The sequence below is a fragment of the Rhodobacter sp. JA431 genome, from assembly GCF_900217725.1.
GTDB lineage: Bacteria > Pseudomonadota > Alphaproteobacteria > Rhodobacterales > Rhodobacteraceae > Rhodobacter > Rhodobacter aestuarii.
This window is the reverse complement of sequence record NZ_OBMP01000003.1, coordinates 222,725-239,403: the sequence shown is the minus strand read 5'-3', so window position 1 is coordinate 239,403 and position 16,679 is coordinate 222,725. Positions and strand designations below refer to the sequence as shown.

The following is a 16,679-nucleotide window of genomic DNA, read 5'->3' as shown; positions in this document are numbered from 1 at the left end:
CGCGCCGGGGGCGGCTTTTGACCGAATGGACCCACGCGTGACAGAGCATCCCCCGCCGCCCCCGCGCCCGCGCCGCAGGCTCAACCTTGCCTGGATCGGCATTTTGCCTTTCGTCGCCTTTGTCGCGCTGTTTTTGATTGCGCCAACGATGAAGATCGTGATCGGCGCCTTCCAGCGGGCCGATGGCAGCTTCACGCTTGAAAACATCTTTGGGCTGTTCACGCCGACGATCCTCTCAAGCTATTGGGTTTCGATCAAAATCTCGCTCGCCTCTTCGGCTTTGGGGTCGTTGATCGGCTTTTTGATGGCGGCAGCGATGGTGCTGGGCGGGTTGCCGCGCTTCATCCGCTCCCCCTTGCTGACCTTTTCAGGCGTGGCGTCGAATTTTGCGGGCGTGCCGCTGGCCTTTGCGTTTTTGGCGACCCTTGGCCCGCTGGGGCTGGTGACCATGTGGCTGCGCACCGAATTTGGCATCAACCTGCGCGCTATGGGGTTCAACATCCTCAGTTTCTGGGGTCTGACGATCACCTATATCTTCTTTCAGATCCCCTTGATGATCTTGATCATCACCCCCGCCCTTGATGGGCTGAAACGCGAATGGCGCGAGGCAGCGCAATCGCTTGGCGCCTCTGCCACGCAATATTGGACGCAGGTCGCGCTGCCGATTTTGGCCCCCAACATTTTAGGCACTTTCGCGCTGCTGTTTGCCAATGCCTTTGGCGCAGTGGCCACGGCGATTGCGCTGACGGGTTCTAGCCTCAACATCGTGCCGATCATGCTCTTTGCGCAAATTCGCGGTGATGTGCTGGGCAACCCGCATTTGGGCTATGCGATGGCCTTTGGCATGATCTTGGTCACAGCGCTGGCCAATGTGCTTTATATCGTGCTGCGGATGCGCTCAGAAAGGTGGCTCAAATGAAACGTGCTGCCGCTTGGTCGATCCTGCTTGTTGGGATGCTTTACTTCGTCTTGCCGCTCGTCGGCATGGTGGAGTTCTCGCTCTCGATGAAGCGCGGGGTTTATAGTTTTGAAGCGTATCGCGTTGTTTTTGCCGATCCGCAGTTTCGCCAGACCTTCTCCTACTCGGTCTTGATGGCGGTGCTGACGATCCTGTTTGGCGTGCTTTTGGTGGTGCCCACGGCGTTTTGGGTGCGGCTCAAGCTGCCGGGTCTGCGGCCCTATGTAGAATTCGTCACGCTGTTGCCGCTCGTGATCCCGGCGATCGTCGTCGTTTTTGGCTATATCCGGCTTTACAACACCTCAAGCTGGTTGCCGATGACGGGCTCTGTCACCGGCACGAACCTGTTGTTGCTCTTTGGCTATTCGATGCTGAGCCTGCCTTATATGTATCGCGCCATTGATACCGGGCTGCGCACGATTGATGTCGCCACGCTGACGGAGGCCGCGCAATCGCTTGGCGCGGGCTGGTTTACGATTTTGGCGAAAATCATCATGCCAAATGTGTTGGTGGCGGTGCTCTCTGGCGCCTTCGTTACCTTTGCCATCGTGATGGGGGAATTCACGCTCGCTGCGCTTTTGGACCGGCCCGCCTTTGGGCCCTATCTGCAGCTTATGGGCGCGAACAAAGCCTATGAGCCCTTTGCGCTTTCCACCATCGCTTTCATCATCACTTGGGCCTGCATGGGGCTGATCCAGCTCGTGACCCGGCTCACCAAACACGACAAGGCCGCCCGATGAGCTATCTCACGCTATCGCATCTGGAAAAAAGCTTCGGCCCGGCGCGGGTGGTAAAGGATTTCAACCTGACCGTGGAACAGGGTGAGTTCATCTCGCTTTTGGGCCCCTCGGGCTGCGGCAAGACCACGGTCTTGCGCATGGTGGCAGGGTTTGAACTGCCCACCTCGGGCGGCATCACGATTGAAGGGCAAGACGTCACGCACCTCCGCCCGAACCAACGCAATATCGGCATGGTGTTTCAGGCCTATGCGCTTTTCCCAAACCTGACGGTGGCGCAAAACGTGGGCTTTGGGCTGAAGGTCAAAGGCACCCCCAAGGCCGAGATCAAGGGCCGGGTGGAAGAGATGCTGTCGCTCATTGGCCTCTCGGACCTTGGCAACCGATATCCGTTCCAGCTTTCGGGCGGGCAGCAACAGCGGGTGGCCCTTGCGCGCGCACTCGCCCCCAAACCTTCGGTGCTGTTGCTCGATGAGCCGCTTTCCGCGCTTGATGCCAAGGTGCGGGTCAGCCTGCGGAATGAAATTCGCCAAATCCAGCGCGAATTGGGCATCACCACGATCTTTGTCACTCATGACCAAGAAGAGGCGCTGTCGATGTCGGACCGGGTGGTGGTGATGCATGAAGGCATTGCCGATCAGGTCGGTACGCCGTTTGACATTTATAACCGCCCCGCCACGCGGTTTGTGGCGGGTTTTGTCGGCACGCTGAACACGCTTGAAGCGAAGGTTCTGGATCCCGCTACGGGCAAAGTGGCGCTTGGCGGGGCGGAGATCACCCTGCCCGGCCCACTGCCTGCCGGTTCGGTCACGCTGGGGCTGCGCCCCGAGGCGGTGCGGCTGGGCAATGGCACCGGCCCGCAACTGCAAGCCACGATCAAAGACGTTGATTTCTTAGGGTCGGTGATCCGGCTGCGGGCAGATTTGGCCGGTCAATCGATTGCCTTTGACACGTTCAACACCACCAAAACCACCCCGCCCAAAGTGGGGGAATCGGTCGCGCTCGGGCTCGACCCGGCGGATCTTTTGGTGATCGGCGGCTAAACCGCCGATCACGTTCGTTCAATCGCGCGAATAGGCGAAATGTGCTGTTTGCTCTGCCTGCGCATCGCAGGGCACAGCATTGACCGGCCAAGGAAAGCTCATTGATGGGTCGCGGGTCTCTTGCAAGATCGTCCAGCAGGTGCCGTCCCCGCCGCGCCGCACCATGCCTTCGAACGCGAATTGGCCCTGTTGCACCCAATACCAATCAGCCGTGACCTCGTCACAAGGCTGCAGCACCAATTCGGCAGGTTTCATCATCCCCGGCGCCTCAAGCCCAATGCACAGATCCGGGTGCTTGTTCACCGTAATCCGCCCGCCCGGCATAATATCGAACAAACGATCCTGCCCGAGCCGACAATTGTGCAACTCGAGCGGCTGCCCCGCCATCAATGGCCCCGCCGCGCCAATACAGGCCGAACTGGCCGAGATTGGCGAGAGCATCACCCCATCGGGCTGGGCGGCCAAGGCCGCCTGCGTTTCCGCCGCAGGCAAGGCCCAAGCACAAATCCGCGTGCCCGGTGCGACCCAGCACGCCCCCTCTTGGCGCAGCGCACCAAGCGGGGCCTGCGCATGGGTGGAGAGCGGATCGGCGTTCCAGTGCCCATCTGCCTGCCCCGGGGTATTCACGGAAACATCAGCAAAATAGCTGTCATTGCCAACCTGAAACGAGCCGCCACTGCGGGGCGAAAAATAACACCGGCCAGTGACATGACGCACCCCGCCCACGGTGATTTCACAATTCACCGGGCGGGTATCGGCAAGTGCAAAGCTGGGCAGCAGCACGGCCCAAAGGGCCAAAATAAGAAAACGCATCAAAGAAGCTCCGCAAAGAAAAATGAGGCCGCCCTTGCGGCGGCCCCAAAACCGTTAGCGCGCGGCGCAAACCGTGGCGCGGGCATTCACCCAGCACCCGCCCCCGACTTGGCGGAAATCCTCGCCCAGCGGGGCTTGCGCATGGGTGGCCCCCGCTTGCGCGTTCCAGTGACCCGAGGCGAACCCATTGCCCGAAGGCACGATCTCGGCAAAGAAATCGCCCAAATAGGTGTCGCGGTTGGTGTTGATCCAGAAGCTGCCGGTGCCGTCATTGGCCATCCAGATCGGGCAGTTGCCGTTCATATCGACATAGGTCCACCCATCCACGATCAGCTTGCAGGTGCCGTTGAGGACATAGGGCTGCGCGGCGGGCGCAGGCTGCGCCATGCCTGCACATTGCAGCATTGTGTCGATCGCCGCCGAAGAGCCCGAAAGCGCATATTCCGGCCCGTCGGGGTCAAAGTTCAGGTTCAGCCGATTGCCCCGCTGCACCGCCGCCAAAAAGCTGCGATCAATCGGCGAGGTGGTCACTTCGCCAATTTGGCTCAGCACCATCGGGTAAAACTGCCCGTCAATCAAAGCCGCTGCGGGCGAAGTATCGGACAATTGATCCGACACAACCATAAAGCCCTCTGGCCCGGCATCAAAGCGCAGCAACCGGCCTGCGCCCGCGGGCTTTGACCAATCCATCAAAAGCGCGCTGCACGAGCCCGGCGCCCATTGCAAAATCTCCCAAGCCCCAAGTTGCGCATAGGTCTGGGTTGGCCCCACGGGCGTGCTTTGTTGCGGCTGCCATGCGGGGGCTGCTGGCATCGGCGGCGCGACGGGGGTGGTACATTCCGCCGCCAGATTGCGGATATGATCGGCGGCCCCCCAGACCTCGTCACGGGTGTTTTGCATGCACCAGTCGTAATGCATCTGATAGACGCCATGCACACCACGGCTGAAGTCGAGGCAGTTCGGGTTTTGATCAATCGCTTCTTGCGCCACAGCCGCGGTGGTCGAGGCATATTGCTGGCAGAAACGATCATCGGTGCGTTGAAAATCTTGTGCCTGCGCGGCCCCACACGAAAGGGCTACCAAGGCGAAAGCCGTCAAGGCATGCGGAAAGAGAGCGGTCATCTGAATCCATCTTTAAGAGCGAGGAAAGGCGGGCTAACGGCAAGATCGCGCTTGCGATGCCTGCATCACGAAAGATGAATCCAAATCATCTTATTCTGTGACGAAAATAAAGAAAAAAGAGCGCCGGGCACCGAAAATCCGGGGGCCGCTCCGGTGTGCGAGCCCCTCGCCCAGCGCCTCTCGCCCCGCTTATTTCTTGCCGCGAAAGAACCTTGCGCGCTCGTAGAGTTCTTCAAGCCGCTGCATCCGGGCGGCGGTGGTGTCCCATGTCAGCGCTTGCACAGCAGCCATCAGCGTTTCGACAATAAGCTGAATGGCAACTGTGCTGTCCCATGCGCTTGGCACCTCCACTTGCGCCGAAAGCCGAATACGCGCATGCGCCGCCGCCGGGCTCACCCATGGGTCGGTGATCAACACGATCTCCGCGCCCTGCTCAGAGGCCATTTCCACCAGTTGCAACACCGCGTTTTCATAGCGGCGAATGTCGAAGACCAAGAGCACATCGCCCCGCTCAATCTCCAAAAGCGCGGGCGGCCAAGCATTGGACAGCGGGATCAGCAGCTCCACATCGGGGCGGATCACCTTCATATGGGTGGCGAAATATTCCGCCATCGCCAGCGTGATCCGGCCCCCGGTGGCAAAGATCTTACGGGTCGGGTCCGCCAGCAGCGCGGCCACCGCATCGAAATCCGCCTGATCAATCTGTGACAATGTGGCATGCAGATTGGCCATCACCGCATCGGCAAATCGGTTCAGCATATGCCCTTCGGGCGCGCGCGCGGCCCAAAGATCGTGCTTCGCCAAAGGGCCAACAAGGCGCGATTCGATTTCTTCACGTAGCGCGGCTTGCAGCCCCGGATAGCCGCCATAGCCCATTTTTTGCGCAAGCCGCACCACGGTGGGCGAGCTAACATCCGCGGCTTTGGCGAGTTGCGTCACCGACCCCAAGAGCGAAACGGGGTAATTGCGCAAGATATGGCTGGCCAATTGCCGTTCTGCGCGGGTCATCGTTGCAATGGATGCGCGCAGCTCGTCCTCGATCGTACCTTTCACTGCCACCAAAACAGGCACTCCTTGCTGCGGACGCTTTGCCGCACCGCCGAACAGATTGTAACAAGATTATCTCTCCTGAAATAATGTTGACAGCTTCACCGCTCCGGTCAAGCCTGTGGAACGAAGCTTGCAGAATCGACGAAACGCTCGGGGGAGACTGTGGAAGACGAGACTGAAGGCGCGGTCGTCCTTGAAAGACGCGCAGCCAAAGGCCCGTTCGTTTTCGTATGCGAACATGCGGTCAATGCCTTTCCGGCGCGCTGGGGCGATTTGGGCCTCACGGCATCGCAACGCCACGCGCATGTGGCTTGGGACCCGGGCGCATTGGGGCTTGCCCGCGCGCTGTCTGTACAACTTGAAAGCCCGCTGGTGCGCGCCACCACCTCGCGGCTGATTTATGACCTCAACCGCCCGCCGCAATCTGCAAGCGCAATGCCCGCGCGTTCAGAACTGCATGACATTCCCGGCAACACCGATCTGAGCGCGAAAGAGCGGTTAGACCGCACGCAGGCGCTTTACCTGCCCTTCCATGCCGAATTGCGCATGCTTTTGGCCGAAAAGCTGGCGCTGGGGCAGCGCCCGATCTTGGTGACCGTGCATTCGTTCACGCCCGTTTATTATGGCCGCCCGCGGGATGTGGAATTGGGCATCATTCATGATGCGGACCCCGCCCTTGCCTGCGCCGTTCTGGAAGAGGCGCGCGCCCAGACAAGGCTCGATTCTCGGCTGAACGAGCCCTATAGTGCCGCCGATGAGGTGACCCATACGCTGGCTCTTCAGGCCACACCGCTGGGTCTGATGAATGTGATGCTGGAACTGCGCAACGATCTGCTTCCAGACGCGGCCGCGCAAAAGGCGATGGCCTCTTTGCTCGCCCCGGTGCTGCAAGCGGCGCTGGCGCGGATCCAAAAACCGCTGGAGGTCGTGTGATGCCGCGGTTCCTTGTGCGCTATGTCCAGATTGTAGAAACGATCAACCGCACATTTGGCCGGGTGGCCATGTATCTGCTGTTTGTGATGATGGGCATCATGGTTTGGTCGATGATCACCAAATTCGCCCATATCCCCGCGCTTTGGACGCTGGAAATGGCGCAATTCACGCTGGTCGCCTATTACATGCTCGGCGCACCGTGGACCATGCAATCCGAAGTGAATGTGCGGATGGACCTGATCTACGCGAGGTTTTCGCATAAGGGCAGAGCGCTGACCGATGCGCTGACCGTCTTTTTTTTGATGACCTATCTCGGCATCATGCTTTACGGCGCTTTTGACAGCACCGTCTATTCCTACACCTATAACGAACGCAATCCGACCGCATGGCGGCCCGTGCTATGGCCGCTCAAGTCGATCATCACCTTCAGTTTCGCGCTGATGCTGTTGCAGGCAACGGCCCTTCTGATCCGCGACATTGCTACTTTGCGCGGGGAGAAGATTTGATGGATCACAACACCATCGCGCTTTTGATGTTTTCGTCGCTGCTGTTGATGATGCTCACCGGGCAGCGGGTCTTTGGCGCCATTGGCTTTGTTGCGGTGATTGCGGCGCTCACACTTTGGGGGCCGGGCGGCACCGATATGGGCTTTTCCGCCGTGATGAAGCTGATGAAATGGACGCCGCTGCTGACGCTGCCGATGTTCGTTTTCATGGGCTATGTCATGTCCGAAAGCCGCTTGGCCGAAGACCTTTACCGGATGTTCCACGTCTGGTTCGGGCCATTGCCGGGAGGCTTGGCGATTGGCACGATCCTGTTGATGGTGCTGATTTCGGCAATGAACGGGCTTTCGGTCGCGGGCATGGCAATTGGGGCGACCATTGCGCTCCCGGAACTCGTGCGGCGCAACTATGACAAGCTGATGATTTCTGGCGTCATTCAGGCGGGCTCAAGCCTTGGCATTTTGATCCCGCCTTCGGTGGTGTTGGTGCTTTTCGCGCTGATTGCGCGCCAGCCGGTGTCCAACCTCTGGCTTGCGGGCATTGGGCCGGGGCTTTTGATGGCGGTGATGTTCATCGCCTATATCACCATCCGCACTTGGCTGAACCCGAAGCTTGCCCCACGCATGAGCGCCGAGGAACGCGCCAGCATTCCGCGCGCCGAGAAATACAAACTTCTGCGGGCGGGGCTTTTGCCGATCTTCATCTTTGCGGCGATGATGGTACCCTTCATCAACGGCTGGGCCAGCCTGACCGAGGCCTCGGTCGTGGGCGTTGCCGCGACGGTGCTCGTTGCCGCGATCAAGCGCCGCCTAAGCTGGCGCGTCTTTGAAACCGCCACCAAGCAAACGCTGCATATCACGGTGATGTTCATGCTGATCATCACCGCCGCGCTGTCGTTTGGCGCGGTGTTCGATGGCTTGGGCGCGGGCCGCGCGATCCAGAACTTTTTCACCTCGGATCTGGGGCTCGCGCCTTGGATGATCTTGGTGCTGATGCAGCTGAGCTTTTTGTTCCTTGGCATGTTCTTGGACGATACCGCGATGCTGGTGATCGTTGCCCCCGTTTTTGTGGGGCTGGCAAAAGCGCTTGGTTTTGATCTCATTTGGTATGGCGTGCTTTACACCATCACCTGCCAAATCGCTTACCTGACGCCGCCCTTTGGCTACAACTTGTTCTTGATGAAGGCGCTCGCCCCGCCCGAGTTCACCTTGCCGGTGATCTACCGTTCGGTGCTGCCCTTCGTGCTCGTGATGGTGCTGACCTTGGTTCTGATCATGGTGTTTCCCCAAATTGCGCTTTGGCTGCCGCAAACGGTGCTGGGGCGCTGAGAAAAATGACCCCGAACGGGGCACCCCACAACAAGGAGAGAGAAATGACGACGACGAGACGGAAGTTTCTAACCACTGGTGCCGTGGGCGCCGCAGCCGCCGCAGGGCTTGCCGCCCCGGCCCGCGCGCAAGAAACCATCAAATGGCGTTTGCAAACCTATGCGGGCCCGGCGCTCGCCGAAGAGGTGGTCAAACCCGCGATCGAGGCGTTCAACACCATCGCCAATGGGCAAATGGAGATCGAGCTTTACACCTCGGACCAGTTGGTGCCGACGGGCGAACTTTTCCGCGCGATGCAAAACGGCACCATCGATGCCGTGCAATCGGATGATGACTCTATGGCCTCGCCCACCGAAGTCACCGTCTTCGGCGGCTATTTCCCCTTTGCTTTGCGCTATTCGCTTGATGTGCCCGCGCTCTTCAACTCTTGGGGTCTGAAGGAAATCTGGGAAGAGGAATATGCCAAGGTGGGCATCAAGCACATCTCGGCAGGCTCGTGGGATCCGTGCAACTTCAACATGAAAGAGCCGGTGAACTCGCTGGAAGATCTGCGCGGCAAGCGCGTCTTCACCTTCCCGACCGCAGGGCGCTTCCTGGCCCAATTCGGCGTCATTCCGGTGACGATCCCGTGGGAAGATGTGGAAGTTGCGCTGCAAACCGGCGAGTTGGATGGCTTGGCCTGGTCGGGCATCACCGAGGATTACACCTCGGGCTGGTCGAAAGTGGCGCCTTACTTCCTCACCAACAACATCTCGGGCGCGTGGATCGGCCACTTCTTCGCCAATATGGAGCGGTGGAACGCGGTTCCCGCCCACCTGCAGCAGCTTTTGCAAACCTGCTTCGACCAATCGCATTATCACCGCCAATGGTGGTATTGGGCGGGCGAAGCCAAGCTGCGCGTCGAAGGGGCCGATATGACGCTGACCTCGCTGCCCACAGAAGATTATGCCAAGCTTGAAGAAGCCGCGCATAAGTTCTGGGATGAGGTGGCCGCCGAAAGCCCGCTCAAGGCCAAGGTGGTGGACATCATCCGCAAATATAATGAGACGATGGTCAAGGCCGGCGTGCCTTATCGCTACTGATCGGTGCGGGCCGGGGCATCCCCGGCCCACTCCCACGACCCGCGCGCGGCGGGACAACCGCGCCATTGAACGGAGGAAACCATGCCCGCCAACCTGACCTTTGAGGCCCTGAAAACCGCTGTCGCCTCGGGCGAGATCGACACCGTGATCGCATGTATTTGCGATATGCAGGGCCGGTTGCAGGGCAAGCGTTTCCACGCACAGCATTTTATCGACAGCGCTTGGGAAGAAACCCATTGCTGCAACTATCTGCTCGCCACCGATATGGAGATGGTCACGGTCGAGGGCTATGAGGCCTCCAGCTGGACGCGCGGCTATGGCGATTATGTCATGAAGCCCGATATGGAGACGCTTCGCCGTATCCCATGGGTGGATGGCACCGCGCTTGTGATGTGCGATGTGCTCGACCATCACACCCATGAACCCGTGCCGCATGCGCCGCGTTCGGTGCTCAAGCGACAGATCGACCGCGCCAAAGCGATGGGCTTTGACGTGATGATGGCGACGGAGCTTGAGTTTTTCCTTTTTGAGCAAAGCTATACCGAGCTTTTCGACACGAATTACCCAACCCCCACACCGGTCGCGCGCTACAATGTCGATTATTCGATCATGGGCACCGCGCGCGATGAGCCGATCATGCGCGATATCCGCAATTACCTTTATGGTGCGGGCATCCCGGTGGAATGCTCCAAGGGCGAGGCCGAACGCGGCCAAGAAGAGATCAACGCGAAATATTCCCAAGCGCTTGATACCGCCGACATGCACACGCTCATCAAGCAAGGCGTGAAGGAAATTGCCCAGCAACACGGCGCCTCGGCCACCTTCATGGCGAAATACCACACCGAAAAGGCGGGCTCGTCGAGCCACGTGCACCAATCGCTTTGGAAAGACGGCGCGAATGCCTTTTACGACCCCAAGGCCGCGCATGGCATGAGCGATCTGATGCGCCATTTCCTCGCCGGGCAGCTCGAATTTTCGCGCGATATCAGCTACTTCTTGGCACCTTATGTGAACAGCTACAAACGCTTCTGTGTCGGGCTGTTTGCCCCCACCAAGGCGGTTTGGTCGCTTGACAACCGCACCGCGGGCTACCGGATTTGTGGCGAAGGCACCAAGGGTGTGCGGGTCGAATGCCGCATCGGCGGGGCCGATCTGAACCCCTATTTGGCCTGCGCGGCGCTTTTGGCAGCGGGGCTTGAGGGCGTCGTAAACAAGCTTGATCCGGGCGCGCCGATCTCGGGCGATTTGTATCATGCCGAGGCGGCGCCCGAAGTGCCCAAAACCCTGCCCGAAGCGGCCGCGGCGCTCGAGAATTCTGATTTCCTCAAACGCGCCCTTGGCGAAGAGGTCGTGGCGCATTACCTGCGCGCGGCGCGCTGGGAGATCGAGGAAAATGATCGCGTCGTGACCGATTGGGAACGGATGCGCGGCTTCGAACGGGCTTAAGATTTCAAGTTTACCGGGGCCGAAGGGGCCACGAGAGGAAGGTCGACATGACGAAGATGATCCAGTGTATCTCGCCCGTGGATGGGCGGGTCTATGCCGAGCGGCCGGCCCTGAGCCTGCCCGATGCAGAGGAAATGGCCGCGCGCGCCCGCGCTGCCCAACCCGCATGGGCCGCGCGCCCACTTGAAGAGCGTATCGCGCTGGTGCAAGCCGGGGTGGCCAAGCTCAACGAGATGAAAGACCGCGTGGTTGAAGAACTCGCTTGGCAAATGGGCCGCCCCACCCGCTTTGGCGGCGAATTTGGCGGCGTGAATGACCGCGCCAATTACATGGCCGAGATCGCCGCCGAAACGCTGGCCCCGAAAGTGGTGGAAGACAGCGATAAATTCCGCCGCTATCTCGCGCGCGAACCGGTGGGCGTGGTCTTTATCATCGCGCCGTGGAACTACCCCTATCTGACCACGATCAACACGCTCGCGCCTGCGCTGATTGCGGGCAATACGGTCGTGCTCAAACATGCCACGCAAACCATGCTGGTAGGCGAACGGCTGGCCGAGGCCTTCCACGCGGCGGGTGTGCCCGAAGACGTGTTCCAAAATGTCTATCTGACGCATGACGTGACCGAGGCGCTGATCGGCCAGCGCGCGTTCAACTTCATCAACTTCACCGGCTCAGTGAATGGCGGCGCCACGATCGAGCGCGCGGCGGCGGGCACCTTTACCGCTGTGGGGCTGGAGCTGGGCGGCAAAGACCCGGGCTATGTGATGGCCGATGCCGATCTTGATGCCGCTGTGGATGGGCTGATGGATGGCGCGATGTTCAACGCGGGCCAATGCTGCTGCGGGATCGAGCGCATCTATGTGCACGAAAGCCTTTATGACGCCTTTGTCGAAAAGGCTGTGGCTTGGGTGAAAACGCTCAAACTGGGCAATCCGTTTGAGCCCGAAAGCACGCTTGGCCCGATGGCGAACAAACGCTTCGCCCATATCGTGCGCGACCAAATAGCTGAGGCCGTGGCCGAGGGCGCAGAGGCGCTCATTGATCCGGCGCTTTTCCCGGCGGATGATGGCGGCGCCTATCTTGCCCCGCAGATCCTCGTGAATGTGAACCACGAAATGCGGGTGATGCGCGAAGAAAGCTTTGGCCCCGTGGTCGGCATCATGTCGGTGAAAGACGATGAAGAAGCCATCGCCGCGATGAACGACAGCCCCTATGGGCTGACCTGCTCGATCTGGACTGCCGACCCCGACAAAGCCGCCGAAATTGGCGCGCGGCTGGAGACCGGCACCATTTTCATGAACCGCTGCGACTATCTTGACCCGGCTTTGTGCTGGACCGGCTGCAAAGACACCGGGCGCGGCACGGCGCTTTCGGCGCTTGGCTATTACTCGGTCACCCGACCGAAATCCTACCATCTCAAGAAGGTGACGAAATGAGCGTTCCGAGCATGAACTGGGGCTACCCCACGCCGATCAAATTTGGCCCCGGGCGGATTGCCGAATTGGCCGAGCATTGCAAGGCCGTGGGCATGGCGAAACCGCTTTTGGTGACCGATAAGGCGCTTTCCAGCCTGCCGATCACCGCAGGCGCGCTGGATGTGCTGGAACAAGCGGGCCTTGGCCGCGCGATGTTTTGCGAGGTGGACCCGAACCCGACCGAAGCCAATATGAAAGCGGGCATCGCCGTTTACAAAGCGGGCGGCCATGATGGCGTGGTCTGCTTTGGCGGCGGCTCAGCGCTCGATCTTGGCAAAATGATCGCGCTGATGGCCGATCAGCCCGAAACGCTCAGTGTTTGGGAATTGGAAGACATCGGCGATTGGTGGACCCGTGCGGATGCGTCGAAAATCGCCCCGATCATCGCGGTGCCGACCACCGCTGGCACGGGCTCGGAAGTGGGCCGCGCAGGCGTGCTGACAAATTCCGACACGCATAAGAAAAAGATCATCTTCCACCCGAAGCTGATGCCCGCAATCACCATTTGCGACCCGGAGTTGACGGTGGGCATGCCCGCCTTCATCACCGCAGGCACTGGCATGGATGCGCTGGCGCATTGCCTTGAGGCCTATTGCTCGCCCTTCTATCACCCGATGAGCCAAGGCATCGCGCTGGAAGGCATGCGGCTGGTGTTTGAAAACCTGCCGAAAGTCTATGCCAACCCGACTGACCTTGAGGCCCGCGCGCATATGATGAGTGCGGCGGCGATGGGCGCCGTGGCCTTCCAAAAGGGCCTTGGCGCGATCCACTCGCTGAGCCACCCCGTTGGCGCGGTTTATGGCACGCACCACGGCACAACGAACGCCTGCGTGATGCCGATGGTGCTGGATTATAACCGTTCGGCCATTGAGGAGCGGATCGAAAAAGCCGCTGCTTACTTGGGTATTTCGGGCGGGTTTGACGGGTTCCGCGCCGCGATTGTTGCGCTGCGCAAAGAGCTTTCCATCCCCGAAACCCTCACCGACATGGGCGTGAAGGCAGAAGACCTCGATATGCTCACCGAAATGGCGCTCGAAGACCCATCTTGCGGCGGCAACCCAATCGAAATGACGCAGGAAAATACCCGCGCGCTTTTCGCCGCCTGCATGTAAGGGCGCGAAATTGACCTCCCCGGCGGCGTTCACGCGTCGTCGGGTCTTTTCTTTGCGGCATTCGTGCCATGGCAGGGCAAAACTGCCTTGCGGCGACGTGTTTCATCTCGTCTCTGCGGTGAAATTGGGTATAACGGCCCAAAGACTTCGGAGGAACGCGTGCAGTCTGCCCAACCGAACCGGTCCGCCCTGCCCCGGACCGCTATGCCTCATTCCCGCAACCGGGCCGCGCTTTTGTGCGCGTCTGCCCTTGTGTGTGCCGTGTCAACCGCTGTGCCAGGGCTCGCCGATCCGATGGTCGGCGCCTCGCGCAACACCTATGGCATGCCCGGCTTGATCGACATGCCAACGGCCGAAGGGTTTAGCGATGGCACGCTTGGTGTCTCGATCACGGCGCTGGGGGGCGGCACGCTGCGCAACACGCTCACCTTCCAGATCGCCCCGCATGTGACCGGCGCGTTCCGCTATTCGCGCGTGCCCGACCTGATGCCGATCCCCGATGGCTTTGGCGGCATCTCTGGCTACAAAGAGCTTTACGACCGCTCGTTCGACATTCGCTGGCAAGTGCTTGAAGAGGGGCGCTATACGCCTGCGCTCGCCGTCGGCCTTAACGACATGGTCGGCACCAGCGTCTATTCCTCGGAATATATCGTTGCCACCAAAGGCTTTGGCAGCGCGCTGCGGGTCACGGCGGGCGTTGGCTGGGGGCGCTTGGGGAGCTTTGGCTCTATCGGCTCCACCGGCACGCGCCCGGTTTATGACTACAATTCCAACGGCGGCGAATTCAATTCGGGCGCATGGTTCCGCGGCGATGTCGCCCCCTTCTTTGGGGTGAGCTACAAATTCAACGACCGGCTGACGCTGAAAGCGGAGTATTCCTCTGACGCTTACGTGCAAGAAACGCGGCTAAGCGACTGGGAACACCAAAGCGCTGTGAACGTGGGGCTGGATTACAAACTTGGTGCCGCGACGAACCTGCAGATGTTCTATCTGCATGGCGACAAGATCGGCTTCCAGTTCTCTTATGCGATTGACCCGAAACGGCCCGCCTATCCGACCGGGCTTGAAAGCGCGCCGCTGCCGGTGCGCCCGCGCCCGGCGCAAAGTGCCGATGTTGATGGATGGTCGGGGGCTTGGACCGCCGATCCCACTGCACAACCCGCGATTCAGCGCGCCATCGCGCAGGCGCTGGCCAAAGACGGTCAAATCCTCGAATCGATGTCACTGACGGCGACCCGGGCCGAGCTGCGCGTGCGCAACGAAACCTATAACGCTGCGCCGCAAGCCGTGGGCCGTGTCGCCCGCATCGCCACCCGCGCCCTGCCCTCCTCGGTCGAGACGATCACCGTCACGCTGATGGAAAAAGGCATGGCCGTGTCGTCGGTGACCGTGACCCGCTCCGATCTGGAGCGGTTGGAAAACGGTCGCTCCGGCGACATCCTGAGCGTCGCACAAATCACCGAAGCCGGGAAAGACCCTGCCCAAGTGGTGACCGAAGGGCTGTTCCCGCGCTTCCAATGGTCTTTGCGGCCCTATCTGGAAGCCTCTTATTTCGACCCGGATTCGCCACTTCGTGCCGATGTCGGGCTGAGCCTGAAGGCGCGCTATGATCTTGGCAGTGGCTTTGTGCTGTCGGGCGATCTGCGGCAAACGCTGCTGGGCAACCTTGACCAAAGCGACCGCGTCTCGACCTCGACCGCGCCGCATGTGCGCTCTGACAGTTCCGAATACCAAAAGAACGGCGATCTTGCGCTGCACCGCTTGACCTTCGCCCACTACGGACGCCCGGCCGAAAATCTTTATTCGCGCCTGACTGTGGGCTATTTGGAGCGGATGTACGGCGGTATTTCGGGCGAATTGCTCTGGAAACCGGTCGACAACCGGCTGGCACTCGGCGTGGAGGCCAACTGGGTCACCAAGCGCGACTATGACCAACGCTTTGGCTTCCAAGATTACGATGTCGCCACCGGCCATGCCTCGGCCTATTACGATTTCGGCGGCGGCTATACCGGCGAATTGGACCTTGGCCGTTATCTCGCCAAAGATTGGGGCGCGACGATCTCGCTCGCACGCGAATTCTCGAACGGGTGGCAGGTTGGTGCTTTTGCGACGGTGACCGATATGTCTTCGGCCGATTTCGGCGAAGGCTCGTTTGACAAAGGTATCCGCATCACCGCACCGATTGCTTGGCTCTCGGGCAAACCCTCGCGCGCGTCGATGAGCACCGTCCTGCGCCCGCTGCAACGCGATGGCGGCGCCCGTCTGGATGTTGACGGACGTTTGTACGAAACGGTGCGCAGCGACCATATGGGGGCGCTTTACGAGAACTGGGGGAGGTTCTGGCGGTGAGCACGATGATGCGCAAATGGCGCCTCGGCGCGCTTGCAATGGCCGTTTTGGTGGCGGCTGGCTGTAGCCATGACAGTGCCCGCGAAGATAGCCAAGGCGGCCTCTTTCGCGCGATGACCGCCGATTTGAAGGGCAAGGTTGCCGCGCGGCGCGCAAAATCTGAAGGCGTGACCGCCCCTGCTCCAGAGGCCATGGCGCGCGAGGCGCTGGCGCTCAACCAAGGGCCACTGCTCTTCTCAACCCGCGAAAATGCCGGGGCCGGGCCCGCTGTTTTGGGCATGATCGGTGAAAACGGCCCAATGCGCACCTATGCCACGCCGCAAATGCAGACCCTGATGCTGCGCAACGGGTTGATCGTCGGCACCCGCGGCTTGGGGCATGATATGATGTCCGCCGAGGTGGACGAGGTCGCAACGCTGATCCATGCGCGCCGCGCCGGGACGGGCGCACGCGTGATCCGCCTGCTTGATGGGCTGGGCACTGAACGCCCGCTTCCGCTCACCTGCACGGTGGCACCGGCCCAAACCGGTGCGAAATACAGCTTCGCCGGGCGCGACTGGACCGGCACGGTGATGGCCGAGCATTGCACCGGGCAAGGGTTTGACTTCACCAACAGCTACCTTGTCACCAGCAGCGGGCAGATCGCCACCTCACGCCAATGGGTGACCCCGGAGCTGGGCTATTTCACGCTGCAAGTGCTGCGCCCCTAACTCGGCCCGACAGTCGCG

The 16,679-nt window shown here is 60.6% G+C and carries 15 protein-coding genes; 12 read left to right on the top strand and 3 right to left on the bottom strand.

Features of this window, described 5'->3' with window-relative positions:
- Positions 1-37: 37 nt before the first annotated feature.
- From CRO18_RS08015 to CRO18_RS08005, 3 genes are read left to right on the top strand one after another with little or no spacing between them, the layout of a single operon-like run.
- A complete protein-coding gene (locus CRO18_RS08015) occupies positions 38-919 on the top strand; it encodes an ABC transporter permease subunit (protein WP_212710083.1) in 882 nt (293 codons plus the stop codon).
- Positions 916-1,698, top strand: coding sequence for an ABC transporter permease (locus CRO18_RS08010; RefSeq protein ID WP_097081737.1), 783 nt, complete (start codon positions 916-918; stop codon positions 1,696-1,698). Before CRO18_RS08015 ends, CRO18_RS08010 begins: the two co-directional genes overlap by 4 nt.
- Complete coding sequence (locus tag CRO18_RS08005) at positions 1,695-2,738, top strand: ABC transporter ATP-binding protein (protein WP_097081736.1); 1,044 nt, start codon at positions 1,695-1,697, stop codon at positions 2,736-2,738. The genes CRO18_RS08010 and CRO18_RS08005 overlap by 4 nt, the downstream gene beginning before the upstream one ends.
- Before the next feature lie 18 nt (positions 2,739-2,756).
- On the opposite strand, the gene CRO18_RS08000 is transcribed toward CRO18_RS08005, so the two are convergent.
- The 3 genes from CRO18_RS08000 to CRO18_RS07990 all read right to left on the bottom strand — a co-directional run bounded on the left by CRO18_RS08000 (position 2,757) and on the right by CRO18_RS07990 (position 5,735).
- Positions 2,757-3,551 carry a hypothetical protein gene (locus CRO18_RS08000; protein ID WP_097081735.1) on the bottom strand — a complete coding sequence of 265 codons (795 nt, stop codon included), beginning with the start codon at positions 3,549-3,551 and terminating at the stop codon, positions 2,757-2,759.
- A 54-nt stretch (positions 3,552-3,605) separates the two neighbouring features.
- Positions 3,606-4,673: a hypothetical protein gene (locus CRO18_RS07995; RefSeq protein WP_097081734.1), complete on the bottom strand. Its 1,068-nt coding sequence runs from the start codon at positions 4,671-4,673 to the stop codon at positions 3,606-3,608.
- A gap of 189 nt (positions 4,674-4,862) precedes the next feature.
- Positions 4,863-5,735: a MurR/RpiR family transcriptional regulator gene (locus CRO18_RS07990; protein WP_076485684.1), complete on the bottom strand. Its 873-nt coding sequence runs from the start codon at positions 5,733-5,735 to the stop codon at positions 4,863-4,865.
- Between the two features lie 150 nt (positions 5,736-5,885).
- Between CRO18_RS07990 and CRO18_RS07985 the strand changes: the two genes are divergently transcribed.
- The 9 genes from CRO18_RS07985 (at position 5,886) to CRO18_RS07945 (ending at position 16,661) form a co-directional block, all read left to right on the top strand.
- Entirely contained in the window at positions 5,886-6,656 is a 771-nt protein-coding gene (locus tag CRO18_RS07985) for an N-formylglutamate amidohydrolase (RefSeq protein WP_097081733.1), read from the top strand.
- On the top strand, positions 6,656-7,162 hold the full coding sequence (locus CRO18_RS07980) for a TRAP transporter small permease subunit (protein WP_076485686.1): 507 nt from the start codon (positions 6,656-6,658) through the stop codon (positions 7,160-7,162). Before CRO18_RS07985 ends, CRO18_RS07980 begins: the two co-directional genes overlap by 1 nt.
- Positions 7,162-8,487 (top strand): TRAP transporter large permease subunit, encoded by a 1,326-nt coding sequence (locus tag CRO18_RS07975; RefSeq protein ID WP_097081732.1) that lies wholly within the window; start codon positions 7,162-7,164, stop codon positions 8,485-8,487. The genes CRO18_RS07980 and CRO18_RS07975 overlap by 1 nt, the downstream gene beginning before the upstream one ends.
- Before the next feature lie 44 nt (positions 8,488-8,531).
- Positions 8,532-9,569, top strand: a complete 1,038-nt coding sequence (locus tag CRO18_RS07970) for a TRAP transporter substrate-binding protein (protein WP_076485688.1) — start codon at positions 8,532-8,534, stop codon at positions 9,567-9,569.
- Positions 9,570-9,650: 81 nt separating this feature from the next.
- Entirely contained in the window at positions 9,651-11,015 is a 1,365-nt protein-coding gene (locus CRO18_RS07965; protein WP_076485689.1) for a glutamine synthetase family protein, read from the top strand.
- 47 nt (positions 11,016-11,062) lie between these two features.
- On the top strand, positions 11,063-12,451 hold the full coding sequence (locus CRO18_RS07960; protein WP_097081731.1) for an aldehyde dehydrogenase family protein: 1,389 nt from the start codon (positions 11,063-11,065) through the stop codon (positions 12,449-12,451).
- Positions 12,448-13,602: an iron-containing alcohol dehydrogenase gene (locus CRO18_RS07955; protein ID WP_097081730.1), complete on the top strand. Its 1,155-nt coding sequence runs from the start codon at positions 12,448-12,450 to the stop codon at positions 13,600-13,602. Before CRO18_RS07960 ends, CRO18_RS07955 begins: the two co-directional genes overlap by 4 nt.
- Before the next feature lie 273 nt (positions 13,603-13,875).
- Complete coding sequence (locus CRO18_RS07950; protein ID WP_170952603.1) at positions 13,876-15,951, top strand: YjbH domain-containing protein; 2,076 nt, start codon at positions 13,876-13,878, stop codon at positions 15,949-15,951.
- Between the two features lie 5 nt (positions 15,952-15,956).
- Positions 15,957-16,661, top strand: a complete 705-nt coding sequence (locus tag CRO18_RS07945) for a YjbF family lipoprotein (RefSeq protein WP_249276027.1) — start codon at positions 15,957-15,959, stop codon at positions 16,659-16,661.
- The last annotated feature ends 18 nt before the right edge of the window (positions 16,662-16,679 follow it).

Excerpts from the sequence above, each read along its gene's own strand:
- CRO18_RS07965 (WP_076485689.1), top strand. The coding sequence starts at position 9,651 with ATGCCCGCCAACCTGACCTTTGAGGCCCTGAAAACCGCTGTCGCCTCG.
- CRO18_RS07980 (WP_076485686.1), top strand. The coding sequence starts at position 6,656 with ATGCCGCGGTTCCTTGTGCGCTATGTCCAGATTGTAGAAACGATCAAC.
- CRO18_RS08005 (WP_097081736.1), top strand. The coding sequence starts at position 1,695 with ATGAGCTATCTCACGCTATCGCATCTGGAAAAAAGCTTCGGCCCGGCG.
- CRO18_RS07960 (WP_097081731.1), top strand. The coding sequence starts at position 11,063 with ATGACGAAGATGATCCAGTGTATCTCGCCCGTGGATGGGCGGGTCTAT.
- CRO18_RS07995 (WP_097081734.1), bottom strand. The coding sequence starts at position 4,673 with ATGACCGCTCTCTTTCCGCATGCCTTGACGGCTTTCGCCTTGGTAGCC.
- CRO18_RS07975 (WP_097081732.1), top strand. The coding sequence starts at position 7,162 with ATGGATCACAACACCATCGCGCTTTTGATGTTTTCGTCGCTGCTGTTG.
- CRO18_RS07970 (WP_076485688.1), top strand. The coding sequence starts at position 8,532 with ATGACGACGACGAGACGGAAGTTTCTAACCACTGGTGCCGTGGGCGCC.
- CRO18_RS08010 (WP_097081737.1), top strand. The coding sequence starts at position 916 with ATGAAACGTGCTGCCGCTTGGTCGATCCTGCTTGTTGGGATGCTTTAC.
- CRO18_RS08000 (WP_097081735.1), bottom strand. The coding sequence starts at position 3,551 with ATGCGTTTTCTTATTTTGGCCCTTTGGGCCGTGCTGCTGCCCAGCTTT.
- CRO18_RS07945 (WP_249276027.1), top strand. The coding sequence starts at position 15,957 with ATGATGCGCAAATGGCGCCTCGGCGCGCTTGCAATGGCCGTTTTGGTG.
- CRO18_RS07955 (WP_097081730.1), top strand. The coding sequence starts at position 12,448 with ATGAGCGTTCCGAGCATGAACTGGGGCTACCCCACGCCGATCAAATTT.